This is a genomic window from Sorangium sp. So ce394, from assembly GCF_051474665.1.
GTDB lineage: Bacteria > Myxococcota_A > Polyangia > Polyangiales > Polyangiaceae > Sorangium > Sorangium cellulosum_D.
On sequence record NZ_CP150339.1, the window covers coordinates 9,040,169 to 9,053,974 of the forward strand.

A 13,806-nucleotide genomic window follows, 5' to 3' on the forward strand; every position below is an offset into this window, starting at 1 on the left:
CGATCATGTCGGATTCTTCGCGGGGCGCCAGGGCCTTAAGGTCCGGATCCAGGCAGGGCGCCTGACGCGCCCGCCGCACCTGTGGAGCCAACCATGACCAACGCTCTCTCTCTCGACACCTACCGGCTGCTTGGGCGCTCGGGCCTGCGCGTCTCCCCGCTGGCGCTCGGCGCGATGACGTTCGGCGACGACTGGGGGTGGGGCAGCGACCGCGACGAGTCGCGGCGCATCTTCAACGCCTACGTCGATCGCGGCGGGAATTTCATCGACACGGCCAACAAGTACACGAACGGCACGTCCGAACGGCTGGTCGGCGAGTTCGCCGGCGACCGGCGAGAGCGCCTGGTGCTGGCCACCAAGTACACGCTCAGCATGCGGCCGGGAGATCCCAACTCGAGCGGCAATCACCGCAAGAACATGGTGCGCTCGGTCGAGGCGAGCCTGGGGCGGCTCGCGACCGACTACATCGACATCCTGTACCTGCACGCGTGGGACGGGACGACGCCCGTGGACGAGGTCCTGCGCGCGATGGACGATCTCGTCCGGTCGGGGAAGGTGGTCTATGTCGCCATCTCCGACGCGCCGGCCTGGCAGGTCTCCCGCATGCAGGCCATCGCGGATCTGCGCGGGTGGGCGCCGCTCATCGCGCTCCAGATCGAGTACAGCCTGATCCAGCGCACCGTCGAGCGGGAGCTCATCCCGATGGCGCAGGAGATGGGCCTCGGGGTCGTCCCGTGGGCGCCGCTGGGCAGCGGCGTGTTGAGCGGGAAGTACTCGAAGGCCGATCTGCCCGCGGGCGAGGCCAACGCGGATCCGGTCGGCACGCGAAAGAACGTCGCTGTCGCCAACGGCGCGCTGACCGAGCGGGGCCTCGCCATCGCCGAGGTGGTGAAATCGGTCGCGGCCGAGACCGGCAAGACGCCGTCGCAGATCGCGATCGCCTGGACGCTGCTGAATCCGGCGGTGACCGCGCCGATCCTGGGCGCGCGGACCCTGAAGCAGCTCGAGGACAACCTGGGCGCCCTCGACGTGCGGCTGACGGACGACCAGCGCGCCCGGCTCGACCGGGCCAGCGCCGTCGAGCTCGGCTTCCCGCACGACTTCCTGGCGCGGCCGCTGACCCGGAGCGTCGTGTCCGGCGACGTGAAGATCGCCGCGCGGCGCTGACGGGGCGCGCCGCGCCGCGGGCTCAGGCGCCGCGGATCACAGCGGCCGACCCTTCACGACCCCCTCGAGCCAGTCCGCGCACGCGCCGTCCTCGGCGGGCGGCACCACGCCCTTCAGGAGATACCACGCCTCCCGGTGCAGCGCGCGGGCGCCGGGCTCCACGCGCTGGAGCGGGCCGAGCGACTCCACCTCGAGCATGTCCTGGTTCGTGAACGTCTCGAAGTTGACCCCCATGTCCGGGTACGTGGCGCCCTCGACGAACGGGAACCGCTTCAGGAACACGTTCCCGTGGTTCGCGTACGCCGCGTAGCCCTGGCTCACGAGCATCCCCACCTTCTGCGGGCCCTGGCCGGCGACCTGGCGCAGGCGGAGCACGCGCTTGCCCCAGGTCCACCGGGGATCGGTCATGTCGCTATACGGCCACAGCACGAGCGGCCGCGCCGGCAAGACGCGCTCGGGGTGCGGGAAGAACGGCGCCTGCGGGAACAGGCACTCACCGCCGCCCGCCATCACGGTGAGCGCCCAGGGCGTGAACTCGACCGCATAGGCGCCGTGGTTCTCGATCGCGTGATCGAGGACGAACCTGCCCGCCGCGGCGTCCGCCGTGATGCGGATCTCCTTCTGCATCCCGTGCTTGTCCGGAGCGGACCGGAACACGTGCGCGCCGTTCTCCTCCCGGTGCTCGACCGGATCGTTGTCCGGCTGCAGCGTCCGCTGCTCGTCCTCCGGGCCGATCCAGAGCCGGTGGCCGCCGTAGAACCTGTACTGCGTCCCGCCGGTCGCGCCCTGATCCTCGGGGATCTCCGACAGCTCGTTCGGGCCGCCGATGACGCCATAGCGGATGATCCGCGGGCCGATGTCGAGCGTGACGACGACCTCCGTGTCGCCGCAGACGATGCGCGCCGCGCGCTTCCAGCCGCCGTAGGGGATGATCTCCATGATCGCGCTCGTACCGCAGAACGGGAGCGCGGTTCAACCCCGACCGCCGGGCGCGCTCGCGGAGCGGGGCCCGCCGGACGCCGGCGCCGGCCGCGCAGGGCGGCGGGGGCCCTGGGCGGCCTCGCGGCGACGGGCTCTCACGCGCTCACGTCTGGCCGTCGGCGAAGCGCTCCGGAGGGGCGAAGTCGGCCGGACGGCCGCCGAGGCCGACCGCGATGGCGCGCTGCCAGTAGCGGCCGCCGAGGTCGAGCGCGAGGTCCTGCAGCGACGGCAGCGCGTGCGCGCGGCTCGAGGCGGCGGCGACGGCGCGGAGCAGCGGCACGGCGAGGAGCGGGCTCTGCCGAGCGAGGCCGAGCTGCTCGGCGAGCGCCTCCCCGAGCACGGCGCGGGAGACGCCGCAGAAGACGGCCATGACGCGCTCGGCGCGCCGGCGCTCGCCGTCGCTCCGCGCGCTGCGGATGCCGTGGGTGACCAGCGCGTCGACGAGCATGCGCGAGTCGTCGTCCGGCGCGCCCTGCGTGGCGAAGATCATCTCGATCAGGCGCCTCGCCTCGGCGTAGGACCCGGGGATGAGCTCCGGCTCGACGCCGCTGACGTAGGCCGCGTAGCGCCAGAGGTGGACGAGATCCTCCCGCTGGCCGGGCGGGACGTGGTAGCCGAGCTTGTCGAGGCCGTCGAGCACCTCGACCGAGAAGAGCAGCGCCGTCGCGGCCATGTCGTGCTGGTTGATCGGCTCGCCCCAGAGCGAGGCCTGCCACCGGCCGCTCGCGCGGATGAGGCGCCGCACCTGGGCGTGCATGATGCGCACCTTCACGGTGATGGCGAAGCCCTCGCCGTGACGGCGCATGCCGTTCGCCTGGCTGACGGCGTAGACGAAGCGGCTCGTCTCGCCGAGGCGGCGCCCGGCCTGCTCGCGGAGCCTCCCCGAGAAGACGAGCGGCTTGTTCCCGCCGGGCGAGGCGTAGCCGCGGATGAGCGACTGCATCGCGAGCAGGACGGCGCCGAGCACGCCCGTGCGCAGGAACGCGGCCCCGCCGCGGTTCAGGGCGTCCCAGTCCACCCAGACGGGGACGTGATCGACCGCCGCGAAGAGCGCCCGCAGCTCGGCCGGTGCGTCGTTCGCGACGTGGTCGATGCCGCGCGCGAGGGCGGCCTCGAGGAGGCGGAAGCCCTGGCCCGAGGGCATCGACGCGAACGCCTCCACGACGGCGTCGGCCGCGGGATCGACGCGGAGCAGGAAGGGGGCGAGACGATCGAGCTGATCGCCGAAGCGACGGCGGGCGTCCGCGGTTTCGTGGAACCGGGCAGGGATCGTCGCGTTCTTCATGAGGGTGGAGTCGGGTTCCTTGGCACATGGCCGACATCGCGCAACGCGGAGGCCGCCCGCCCGGTGGGCTCGCGTCCCGCGTGCAGGCGCCACCACGCCCGTGGACCAGCCCGACGAGCGCTGCCTTCCGCCCGATGCGCGTCGCGCCGCGCGCTTGCTGCGCGCGCCCCTGGGCCGTCGTCCTCCGCGATCGCGTCGCAGGCTCCATGCGCCCACGCCGACGAGCGCGAGCGCCGCCGGCGCTAGCGGCGCGGCCGCCTCGGCGCTCTCGTCGAGGCGACGCTCAGCACTCGCACTCGTCCTCCCCTTCATAGGACTTGGCGATGAACGTGATGTCGTACGGGTAGGCCGCCTCCGGCGGCCCATAGATGCGCAGGAGCAGATCGTTCGCCGAATCCAGCCCTTCGCCATCGAGCCACACCCGTCCATGCTCGCTCTGTTCAGATCCGATGAGCTCCATCGTGGCCGCGCTGTAGACCTCCACGATCACCGTGTTCTCTGGGCCGGGTGGCGGGGTGTACTGCTCGCACCCCGCGCCGCACAGCTCTGCCCCGGCGGCCAGGACGCGGAGCTTCCAATAGAGCTCTTCGTACCCGAGAGAGGTATCGATCAGGTACCAGTCCTCATCGCCTGAACAGAGGACGAAGCCGACGTGCGAGAACCACGCGTCGGGAGATCCGCTGCCGCCTGCCGTGTAGGCGAGCGGCGCCGCGGAGGCGGCCGCGTCGTTCTCCTCGTGGGCGTCGTCCGCGCAAGCCGGCGTTCCGCCGCCCCCGCTCGCGGAGCCGCCTCCGCCGACCCCGCCAGGACCGCTGCCACCGCCGCCGCCGCTGCTGCCGCCGCCGCCATCACCGACGCCGCTGCTGCCGCCGCCATCACCGACGCCGCTGCCGCTGCCGCTGTCACCGACGCCGCTGCTGCCGCTGCCGGTGGCGTTGGTGCTGCTGCTGCCCCCGGCGCCGGGGCCCACGCCATTGTCCGACCACGGCGAACAAGACGTCGCTCCGAACAACGAGGCGTAGAGCGCCGTGAACCCCATGAATCGAATCGAGCTACGGATGAGCGACATACAAGACCTCCTGAGAACAGATAACAATGCTCCCAAGGGCGAGGCGTCGCCCCCTGAAGCACGCACATCGAGCATTGCATGAACCATGATTAGAAGCGCGATGTCAGATCATATCATTTCTCACGACTCCATTCTTTTCCATGGCGCCAGCGAAGCCGCGGAGTATCCTTGCCGGCGATGGCTCCGCGTCGTTCAATCCGCTCTCCGAAGGCCGCCCACACCGATCGCGGGGCCCGACTCCGCAGCATCTCGCTGGGAGCTGCGCTCGCCGCCGTCCTGGGGTGCCGCTCGTCGCCGCCTCCGCCCCGCCAGGAGGTCATCGACATCCATGTGCACCTGACGCACGCCGACGCGGTGACACCATTGCTCGCCCACATGGCCAAGCACCGCATCGATCGCGCCGTCATCCTCGCGAGCCCGGACCTGACCAGCGGCCGCGGCGGATCCGGGCTCGCCGGCTACCGCACGGGCAACGATATCGTCCTCGACGCCGCGGCGGCTCACCCCGGAAAGCTCATTCCGTTCGTCACCGTGGATCTGGGTCACGGCGATCTCGCGTACCTCGCCGAGCTCCGCCGCCGAGGCGCCTGCGGCGTGAAGCTCTATCAGGGGCACAACCTCTTCCACGAGCGTCCCCTGGACGACCCCTCGCACCAGGCGATGTGGCAGGCGCTGTCCGATCAGGCGCTCCCGATCCTCCTTCACGCCAACACCGTCCGATACCGCGACGAGCTCGAGGCGGTCCTGCGCTCCTTCCCCGACCTGCGGCTGGTGTGCGCACATCTCTGCGGCAGCCGCACCGACCTCGCGCGCGTGGAGTCCCTGATGGAGGCGTTTCCACGCCTCCTCGTCGATACGAGCCATGGCTCCGCCGGCCCGGCGGCGGAGGGGTTCGCGAACCTCGAGCGGGAGCGCGCCCAGCTCCTCAAGCTGTTCTCTCGATGGCCCGAGCGCTTCCTGTTCGGGACCGACCTCGTGACCAGCGGGCTGGACCCGCTGTCCATGGAGCTGTGGGATCTGCAGGTGGAGTCGAACATGGGTCTCTTGAAAGAGGACAATTTCCGTTTCTTTCGTCAAACCGCCGACCAGCCGGCCCGCACCCTCGGCACCTATCAGGGCCTCCACCTGCCCCCCGAGCTCCTCGGCCCCGCCCTCGGACAGAACGCCGCGCGATGGCTCGGCGCCTGCGCGCGGTGAGGGCCACTTTGCCGGCCCCGTCCATGCGGGGCGCGGCTCGCGCGGCCGATGGCTCGGCGCCTGCCCGCGACGAACGTCGACCCTCGGATCACCGCCCGCGACCTCAGGGCCCGAACTTCACGAGGAAGGAGTCCGAGGACGGCTCCGACGGCGCGTTCACGAGCGGCCCCGTGCCAAAGTCGATCGTACCCAGGAACGGCCCGGCGGCGAACACGCTGCCCGTCGCGTCGATGGTCGTGGATTGGCCGTACTGGCGCCCCCTGTCGCCGGTGTGCTTGGCCCAGCGCACCGTGCCCGTCGCGTCGAGCTTCGCGGCGAAGGCATCGCCGTAGGTGCAGTCCATGAGGCCCGTGCCCAGATCGACGTCGCCGTACAGCAGGCCCGTGACGGCGATGTCGCCTCCCACGTTCGCCGCGACGTCCAGCGCCGTCTGGGGCCCGTACTCCCCGAAGCGCTTGGCCCATAGGAGCTCGCCCGCGGGGCCGAATTTGGTCACGAACATGTTGCCGCCCCACGTGACCGAGCCGGGCTCGAGAAAATCGAACCCGCCCGCGCTCACCAGAGCGCCTCCGCCGAAATCCACGCTCCCGAGGAACGTCCCGCCGATCACCACGGCTCCGGAGCCGTCGACCGCGACGCCGTACGCCCTCTGGAGCGCCTCGTCGCCGAACCGCTTGCTCCAGAGGTGCGCTCCGGCGGCGTCGAGCTTCGCCACGAAGACGTCCTCGCGGCCAGCGGAGGTCAGCGGCCCGCCGCCGAGGTCGATCGTCTTCATGTCGCCGTACCCGAAGCTCCCGGCGAGGGCGACGTTTCCCGTCGCATCGAGCGCGACGTCGTGCGTCTCCGTGGCGCCGAGCTGCTTGACCCAGAGGCAATGCCCCGCGGGGTCGAATTTCGCGACGTACGAGTCGTCCACGGCGGCGCTGGTCAGCGAGCGTCCGCAGAGGCTGATCTGGCCCGTGAAGCTCACGGCCACGACCACGTTCCCGGCCGCGTCAACGTCGATGCTGTCCCACAATACATAGGATCCTGCGCCGCTCCGAGCCGACCAGACGTGTTCTCCGTCTGCCGTGAAGACGGCCACGAAGGCGTCGAGCGATCCGCCCACGAGCGGGCCGCCTCCGAGATCGATGCTGGTCTGGCGAGCGCGTCCCGCCAGGGCGATGAGCCCCGCCGGATTGACGGCGACATCCTGCACGTAGCCCGCGTCGAAGAGCCTCTTGTGCCAGATGAGCTGCCCTTCCCCGTCGAATTTCGCGAGGCTGACGTCCGAGCGGCCCTCTGTCGAGAGCGGGCCGTCGCCGAGGTCGACGCCCTCGGCGACCTCGATCGCGAGGATGACGTGGCCCGCCCCGTCCACGGCGATGCGGCCCCCGGAGACGCTGGCCTGGCGCACCGCCGATCCGAAGTGCAGGCTCCAGAGGGAATCGCCGGTGCCCGGCGCGCCGCCGGTGCCCGGCGCGCCGCCGCTGCCGGCGCCGCTGCCGCTGCCGGCGCCGCTGCCGCTGCCGGCGCTGCCGCTGCCGGCTCCGCCTTCTCCCGCGGCATCGCCGCCGGCGTCATCGCCGCGAATGGGATCGAGCGGAATCCTGTCGCATGCCGCCGTAAGCACGCTGAGCGCGATGGTTCCAGGTACGATGAGCTGCTTCAAGGAGCACTCTCCGATCTCGGTTGAGGAAGCGCGTGTCCTGCTCCTAGGAATGGCCGCCTGCCACGCCGGCGGCTCACCGCTCGACGACGACGCCGAGCGAGAACGACGCGAGCGGGCTGAAGGTCGAGGTCACCCGTCCCGCGAACCGGATATCGACAGGGGGAATCGCCGCGCCGCCGAGCGCGCCCGCCGTGAGCACCAGGGAGTCGATGAGCCGGAGGCGCGCCTCGCCTCGCCCGTAGACGAGGGCGGTGATCGCGGACTCGTCGCTGTCGAGGTAGGGCGGCCTCGCCTCGCCCGACGCGCTCACGTGGGCGAGGCCCACGCCAGGGGACAGGACGAGCCCGAAACGGCCCGTCCTCGCGACGGGCGCGAGGACGAGCTCGGCGCCGAGGAGCGTGGCGCGAAAGCGGACCTCGCCTTCCGGCGCGTCGATCGTCGGGCCGACGAGCGGCAGGTCCGCGAGGAGCCCGACGCCGACCCGGGCCGAAGGCCAGATCCGGAGCGAGGCATCGAGCGCCAGCGACACGCCCGGCGTCTGCCACCCCACGGCCACCGCGACGCCCACATCGACGAGCGCGGCCCTCGGCGCCGCGGGCACCGGGAACGCGGGCGCCGGAGGCCCCCACGCGCCGAGCGGCGGGCTCCGCCACGCGTCGCCGGGCCCCACGGCCACGGCCGAAGGCGCGACGGGCGCGGGCGGGAGCGGCGCCGGCGCGACCGCCGCCGGCGTGGCGTCGGTGGGGGCGCCGGCCGGCGACCGCAGCGCCCGCACCAGCTCCGCCGCGCGGAGCACCCGGGTGTCGAGCGGGCCGTCGGGCGCCACGCTCGCGACGAGATCCGCCCGGCCGCCCGACGCCGACCAGATCTCGATCGCCCCCTCGTCCCCCTCGGGCACGACGATGAGCAGCCCGCCGGGCGCGACCGCCACCGGGCTCACCTCGACCTGCACCGGCAAGCCCGCCGCTTCGAGCTCCTGCGAGAGCCGGTGCGCCAGCGCGCCGCGCACACCGGCGACGACGGTGATCGGCGAGCGCTCGTCGGCGAAACACGGCGCCGCGAGCGCCAGGGACGCCAAGAGCGCGACGAGCGCGCCGCCCATCGGGCGCGCCGCGGCGCGCGCTCCGGACAGGCTCCGCCGGCGCCGTCCCGACGCCCGTGACGCGCGCGGGCGCAGCGTCAATCGGCCCCACCGGCGAGCGTCGCCGCGAGCCCGGCGTGGGCGCCGTTCGGGTAGGCCGCGAGGTAGCGCGCGGCGAGCTCGCGGGCGCGCGCGTGGAGCTTCAGGTTCGTCGCGCACTCGATGGAGCGGCCGAGCGCCTCCGGCGCGAGCGCGCCGCGCGGCCTCTCCGCGAGGTACACGGCGAACCAGCGCTCGGCCTCCGCCCAGGCGCCGCGCCCGTCGAACGCCATGCGGCCGAGGTGGTACGCCGCCACGGCGGCGGCGTCGCTCCCGGCGAACCGCGCTCGCGCCGTCTGGTAGAACCGGGCCGCGACGTCCGGCTTGCGCGCGAGCCGCGCCGCGGACCCGAGCTCGACGAGCTCCGCGCCGGCGGCGCGCTCGAGCACCGCGTCGATGCCGAGGAGCTCCACGTCCGCGAGCGCCTCGGCGAGCTTGCCCGCGGCGAGGTGCGCGCGCCAGGCCGCGGCGGGGGCCGCGGCCGAGGGCGCCTCCGCGCGGGCAGGCGGCGCAGGAGGCGCCGCCGGCGCGGGCGCGGCGGCGCTCGCGCTCGGGGGGAGGGCCGGCGGGTCAGCGGGCGGGCTCGCCTCGGGCTCGGGCGCCGGAGGCGGCGCGGCGGCGCGGGGGGCCGCGCACGTCAGCCGGATCGACTCGGGCGCGGCGACGGCGCGCCCCGGCGGCTCGACGCAGGAGCCCAGGACGCGCACGCGCCCGGCGCTCATCGAGACCGCGAGCTCCTCGGCCTCGGTGTCCCACGTGACGTCGAACTCGGTGCCGATCACGTGCACCTCGAACGGCCCTCCCGCCACCACCCACCGGGTGTCGTCGCGATGCACGACGCGCACGTGCAGCGATCCGCGCTCCAGGAGGACCCCGGCGCCGAGCGGGCCGACCTCGGTCACACGGGCGCGCGTCCCCGGCGCGAGGTCCACGCGCGACCCGTCCGAGAAGTCGAGCCCGACGCGCGACGCGTCCGCGGCCACCCACCGGCCCACGACGCCGGGCGATCCGTCGACCCGGTAGGTCAACGGGTCGCGCGGCCGGGACAGCGCGAAGAAGAGGGCGGAAGCGGCGACGCACGCCGCAGCGAGCGCGAAGCCGAGCCGCCGCCGCGGGGAGCGAGCCGCCCCTTCGCGCAGCGAGAGCGCGGCCTCTTTGCGGTAGATCGCCTGGAGCCGATCCGCCGCTCCGGGCCGCGCCAGCCGCTCGAGCGCGGCGTCCTGGTGCGCGGCGACCCGGCGCCCCAGGGCCGCGATGTCCTTGGTCCTCACGTCCATCGGTCGCCCTCCGCGAGCCAGGAGGCAAGCACTTCATCCTTCTTGCAGCGCTCGACGAACGCGGCCTCCGCGCGCTGGAGCCGGCGTTTGACGGTCGCCACCGACACGTTGCAAGCGGCGGCCACGTCGGCGAGCTCCTGGCCCTCGACGATCCGCAGCGTGAAGGCCAGCCGCTCGTCGGGATCGAGCGTCTCCAGGGCTCGATAGAAGGCGCGCACCCCCTGCCGGGCCTCTGGATCGACGCTGGCCGCGATCTCCGGCAGCTCGTCGCTCGCGAAGAACGCGAGCCAGCGGTGCCGCCGCTTCTTGCGGATCGCCTCGCGCGCGACGAAGACGGTGACGCTGGTGATGAACGGCTTCAGCGCCTCGGGCTCGCGCACGTCGTCGATGCGGGAGAACACCCGGGCGAACACGTCCTGCACGAGATCCTCCAGGGTCCGGAGATCGCCCAGGATGCGAAACAGCATCCGCTCGACGAGGCCGGCGTAAGCGTCGAGCAGGCGGCGCTCCGCCGCGGGATTCCGGGCGTGCAGGCCGCGCAGGACCTCGGGCAAGGTGGGCTGCGCGTCGACAGGGGGATCCGGCGAGCGGGGCTTTCGGACGACGCGGAGGTGCGCGGACATCGCGGTAGCCTCTAGATGGCCGGTCCCCGTCGCGACGGCTCAGCGCCGGCGTCGGAGCGCGCTGAGCCTGCTCGGCACGGAGGCCGTGCTCACCGGCATGCGCGCCGAGGTGGCGCAGGCCAGCCCGCGCGCGCCCGCTGGCGAGGCGACCGCGCGCCGACGCTAGGTCCGCGTGCGGGGTGCCGCGCGCTCCCCGTGCGCTGCCAGGGCAGCGCCGCCCGCCCTGCGCTGCGCCAGGCAGAACCTGAGGCCCTCCCGCAGGCTGCGCATCGGGTTCAGCTCGTCGAACGAGACGCCGATCGTCACGAGCGTCTCGGCGACGTGGCCGCCCAGCCCGGTGAGGACGCAGCGAGCGCCGAGGAGCTGCACCGCTTGGGCGAGCTTGACGAGGTGCTGGGCGGTCATCGAGTCGATGACCGTGACGCCGGTGAGGTCGAGGATCACCCACTCGACGTCGCTGTCGTCCGCGACGCGGGCGAGCAGCCGATCGGTCACCTCGACGGCCCGCACCGAGTCGATGAGCCCGACGAGCGGGAGCGTGAGGATGCCATGCCAGATATCGATGATCGGCACCGAGAGCTCCCGGATGGCGTACTCCTGGCGCTGGATGGTCTCCAGCTGGCTCTCGAGCTCGCGCTTGGAGGCAGCGAGCGCGGCGAGCGCCTGCGCGTTCTGCTCCGCGGTCGCGGAGAGCTCGGAGAGAAAGACCCGCAGCGCCTCCTCGACCACCCCGAAGGCATCCTGTTCGACGGCCCCGAGCTGCTTCAGGGCGAGCTCGACCTCTCCCGTCGACGCGAGCGCGACCGCATCGATGACGCGCTGCATCCGGCGCTCCTCGAAAGAGATCATGTTCTCGGATTCTTGCATGGGCTCCTGTGCGCTCGACAAAGGTTGACCGGGGGCCTCGGTGCGATGTCGCTGCGGCGCGGCGCTGGCGTCGCCGGCGGCCTGCGCGCGGACGCGCTCGCAACGACGTCACCGCGCGCTGGACCACACGACCACACCTGTCCAGATATCCTATCTCGCCGCTCGACGTGTGAATCTACCTTCGACCAAGGTCAAACAGATAGCCCATCTTCATCGCGGCTGGAAGGAACCTGCTCGCCCGGCCGGCAGCGTCGAGGCCGCTCGCGCATCCCGGCAGCCCGCGCTCAATCGAGCGAGCGGGCGCAGCGGAACCCGGTCGAGACGTCGCCCGCCTCGCGGTCGAACGCCAGGCGGAAGGTCGACTTCGCCGTGCTCGCCGAGAAATCCCAGGATCCGCCGCGGAGCACGCCCTTGCTGCCGGTCGCCGGCACCTGGGGATCCGTCTGGGCGCCCTTCGCGTAGGCGCCTGGGTCCCAGCCGTCGGCCACCCATTCCCAGACGTTGCCCGCCATGTCGAGCGCGCCCGACGCGCTCGCCCCGGCCGTGGCCGAGCCGACCTCCTGGGTGCCTTTGCCGAGCGCGCCGCAGCCCTGCCCGGCGGGCCGCGACACGACCGCGTGCGCGCACCCCGGCGGATCGTTGCCCCAGGGGTACTCGCGGCCGTCGGCGCCGCGCGCGGCGTATTCCCACTCGGCCTCGGTCGGGAGCCGCTTGCCGACGAAGGCGCAGTACGCGGCCGCCTGCGCCTGATCGACGCAGGAGATCGGGTGCTGCGCCTTCGCGGGATCCGCCGCGGTGCAGAGCGCGCCGCGCTGCTCCACGTCCGCGTCGCTGGCGCGGGGGCCGTGCAGGCCGCTCGGCGTGCACCGGCCCGCGTCGACGCAGCGCTGGTAGGCGGCGACCGTGACCTCGGTGCGATCGAGGTCGAACGCGCGGGTCAGGGTGACCTCGTGGGGCGGCCGCTCGGATTTGCCGCCCTTGGCGCTGCCCATCGTGAACCGGCCCGCGGGCACCCGGACCATGTCCGGCGGGGGCGGCGCCTTGGCCGGCGGCGCGGTCAGGCCGCCGCGCGCGCGCGCCGGCAGCGCGTCGTCGGGGGCGCGGTGCTGGAAGAACGCGACGGCGCCCGCGCCGAGGGCGGCGGCCAGCGCGACCGCCGAGACGACCGCGGGCAGCAGACGGCGCCGCCGCGCGGACGCGGCGGTCGCGGGCGCGGCCGGTGGCGAGCCCGGAGGCAGCGACCCCGGCGGCGGCGCGCTCGCGGTGATGCCGCGCATCGTGGTGAGGGGCGCGGGCGGTGGCGCGGGTCCGGGGGCGAGCGTCGAGGCGAGGGCGGGCGGCGCGCCGGCAAGGCCGCGGGGCGCCTCCGGCGCGGATGCCGCGCCCGCCGGGCCCAGCGCGGCGACGGCCGCGCTCGCGTACGCCGTATCCGCCAGGCCCGGCGCCGTGCCCGCCGCAGGCACGACCGCGCCGACGGACGCGACCGCCCCGGCCATGGCGGCCTCGAGCGCTCCCCAGAGCTCGCCCGCCGTGCGGTAGCGCTCGCGCGGCTCGACCGCGAGCGCGCGGCGCACCACCGCCTCGACGGCCTCGGGCGCGCTCACGCCCGCGCCGCGCAGGCTCGGGCGGAACGCCGGATCGGTCGCGGCGATGTAGAGCTGCGTGACGTCGCTCCCGAGGAGGGCGCGGTCGCCCGACGCCACCTCGATGAGCACCAGGGCGAGCGCGAAGACATCGGTCCACGGCCCGGTCGCGCCGAAGCGCTGGTGGAACTGCTCCGGCGCGCCGTAGTGGACGGTGAAGGCCCGGAGGGCGCCGCCCGTCTCGGCCATCGCCTGCGTCATGCTCGAGAGCTCGCCGAGCACCTTGGCGATGCCGAAGTCGAGGACCTTCAGCGTGCGCCGGCCGCCGATGTCCGTGAGGAACAGGTTCGCGGGCTTGATGTCGCGGTGGGCGACGCCCTGCGCGTGCGCGACCTCGAGCGCGTGCGCCGCGGGCGCGAGCAGGGCGATCGCCTCGGCGAGGGGGCGCGCCGCCCCGCCGCGGGCGCGCCGCGCGGCGATGTCGTGGTCGAGCGCGGCGCCCTCGAGCCACTCGAGCACGAGGTAGGGCGTCCACTCGCCCGACGGCGAGACCGCGGCGCCCGTGTCGAGGGCCTGCACGATGCCGGCGCTCGCGCGGGAGAGGCGGTGGAGGAGCCGGCCCTCGTTGAGGAGCATCCGCTGGAACGCCTCGCGCTCGGCCGGGGCCAGCGATCCGAGCAGCTTCAGGCACTTGACCGCGACCGGCTCGTCGAACCCGAGGTGATGGCCGCGGTAGACGACCCCGAACCCGCCCTCGCCGACCACGGCGTCGAGCCGGTATTTGCCGCCGATCGTCGCGCCCACCCAGCCGAACGGATCCGAAGGTGCCATCTCGCGGCGCGAGTCTACACCGGGCGCTGCGGCCGCGCGGAGATCATGCCGTCATCGCGCGTGAATCGTGGGGTAATCGTGCGGTAATCGCGCGG

At 73.6% G+C, this 13,806-nt stretch carries 11 protein-coding genes; 2 read left to right on the forward strand and 9 right to left on the reverse strand.

What is annotated here, in order from left to right; translation table 11 throughout:
* Positions 1-93: 93 nt before the first annotated feature.
* Positions 94-1,167 (forward strand): aldo/keto reductase, encoded by a 1,074-nt coding sequence (locus WMF33_RS33115; protein WP_437332378.1) that lies wholly within the window; start codon positions 94-96, stop codon positions 1,165-1,167.
* Between the two features lie 36 nt (positions 1,168-1,203).
* Here WMF33_RS33115 and WMF33_RS33120 read toward each other — a convergent pair whose 3' ends face one another.
* The 3 genes from WMF33_RS33120 to WMF33_RS33130 form a co-directional block, all read right to left on the reverse strand.
* Positions 1,204-2,106 (reverse strand): hypothetical protein, encoded by a 903-nt coding sequence (locus WMF33_RS33120; protein WP_437332379.1) that lies wholly within the window; start codon positions 2,104-2,106, stop codon positions 1,204-1,206.
* A gap of 145 nt (positions 2,107-2,251) precedes the next feature.
* Positions 2,252-3,433: an oxygenase MpaB family protein gene (locus WMF33_RS33125; RefSeq protein WP_437332380.1), complete on the reverse strand. Its 1,182-nt coding sequence runs from the start codon at positions 3,431-3,433 to the stop codon at positions 2,252-2,254.
* Between the two features lie 283 nt (positions 3,434-3,716).
* Positions 3,717-4,502 (reverse strand): hypothetical protein, encoded by a 786-nt coding sequence (locus WMF33_RS33130; RefSeq protein ID WP_437332381.1) that lies wholly within the window; start codon positions 4,500-4,502, stop codon positions 3,717-3,719.
* Positions 4,503-4,679: 177 nt separating this feature from the next.
* On the opposite strand from WMF33_RS33130, the gene WMF33_RS33135 reads away from it, so the two are divergent.
* The gene (locus WMF33_RS33135) at positions 4,680-5,699 is read left to right on the forward strand and encodes an amidohydrolase family protein (protein WP_437332382.1); all 1,020 of its coding nucleotides are present in this window, start codon (positions 4,680-4,682) and stop codon (positions 5,697-5,699) included.
* Positions 5,700-5,802: 103 nt separating this feature from the next.
* Here WMF33_RS33135 and WMF33_RS33140 read toward each other — a convergent pair whose 3' ends face one another.
* The 6 genes from WMF33_RS33140 to WMF33_RS33165 form a co-directional block, all read right to left on the reverse strand.
* Positions 5,803-7,350: a hypothetical protein gene (locus tag WMF33_RS33140; protein WP_437332383.1), complete on the reverse strand. Its 1,548-nt coding sequence runs from the start codon at positions 7,348-7,350 to the stop codon at positions 5,803-5,805.
* Between the two features lie 73 nt (positions 7,351-7,423).
* Complete coding sequence (locus tag WMF33_RS33145; RefSeq protein ID WP_437332384.1) at positions 7,424-8,452, reverse strand: hypothetical protein; 1,029 nt, start codon at positions 8,450-8,452, stop codon at positions 7,424-7,426.
* Between the two features lie 77 nt (positions 8,453-8,529).
* Positions 8,530-9,807, reverse strand: coding sequence for a FecR domain-containing protein (locus tag WMF33_RS33150; RefSeq protein ID WP_437332385.1), 1,278 nt, complete (start codon positions 9,805-9,807; stop codon positions 8,530-8,532).
* Positions 9,798-10,430 carry an RNA polymerase sigma factor gene (locus tag WMF33_RS33155; RefSeq protein ID WP_437332386.1) on the reverse strand — a complete coding sequence of 211 codons (633 nt, stop codon included), beginning with the start codon at positions 10,428-10,430 and terminating at the stop codon, positions 9,798-9,800. The genes WMF33_RS33150 and WMF33_RS33155 overlap by 10 nt, the downstream gene beginning before the upstream one ends.
* 162 nt (positions 10,431-10,592) lie before the next feature.
* A complete protein-coding gene (locus WMF33_RS33160; protein ID WP_437332387.1) occupies positions 10,593-11,279 on the reverse strand; it encodes an STAS domain-containing protein in 687 nt (228 codons plus the stop codon).
* Between the two features lie 302 nt (positions 11,280-11,581).
* Entirely contained in the window at positions 11,582-13,711 is a 2,130-nt protein-coding gene (locus WMF33_RS33165) for an SUMF1/EgtB/PvdO family nonheme iron enzyme (protein WP_437332388.1), read from the reverse strand.
* Between the last annotated feature and the right edge of the window lie 95 nt (positions 13,712-13,806).

Excerpts from the sequence above, each read along its gene's own strand:
- WMF33_RS33145 (WP_437332384.1), bottom strand. The coding sequence starts at position 8,452 with ATGGGCGGCGCGCTCGTCGCGCTCTTGGCGTCCCTGGCGCTCGCGGCG.
- WMF33_RS33135 (WP_437332382.1), top strand. The coding sequence starts at position 4,680 with ATGGCTCCGCGTCGTTCAATCCGCTCTCCGAAGGCCGCCCACACCGAT.
- WMF33_RS33125 (WP_437332380.1), bottom strand. The coding sequence starts at position 3,433 with ATGAAGAACGCGACGATCCCTGCCCGGTTCCACGAAACCGCGGACGCC.
- WMF33_RS33160 (WP_437332387.1), bottom strand. The coding sequence starts at position 11,279 with ATGATCTCTTTCGAGGAGCGCCGGATGCAGCGCGTCATCGATGCGGTC.
- WMF33_RS33120 (WP_437332379.1), bottom strand. The coding sequence starts at position 2,106 with ATGGAGATCATCCCCTACGGCGGCTGGAAGCGCGCGGCGCGCATCGTC.
- WMF33_RS33165 (WP_437332388.1), bottom strand. The coding sequence starts at position 13,711 with ATGGCACCTTCGGATCCGTTCGGCTGGGTGGGCGCGACGATCGGCGGC.
- WMF33_RS33115 (WP_437332378.1), top strand. The coding sequence starts at position 94 with ATGACCAACGCTCTCTCTCTCGACACCTACCGGCTGCTTGGGCGCTCG.
- WMF33_RS33150 (WP_437332385.1), bottom strand. The coding sequence starts at position 9,807 with ATGGACGTGAGGACCAAGGACATCGCGGCCCTGGGGCGCCGGGTCGCC.
- WMF33_RS33155 (WP_437332386.1), bottom strand. The coding sequence starts at position 10,430 with ATGTCCGCGCACCTCCGCGTCGTCCGAAAGCCCCGCTCGCCGGATCCC.
- WMF33_RS33130 (WP_437332381.1), bottom strand. The coding sequence starts at position 4,502 with ATGTCGCTCATCCGTAGCTCGATTCGATTCATGGGGTTCACGGCGCTC.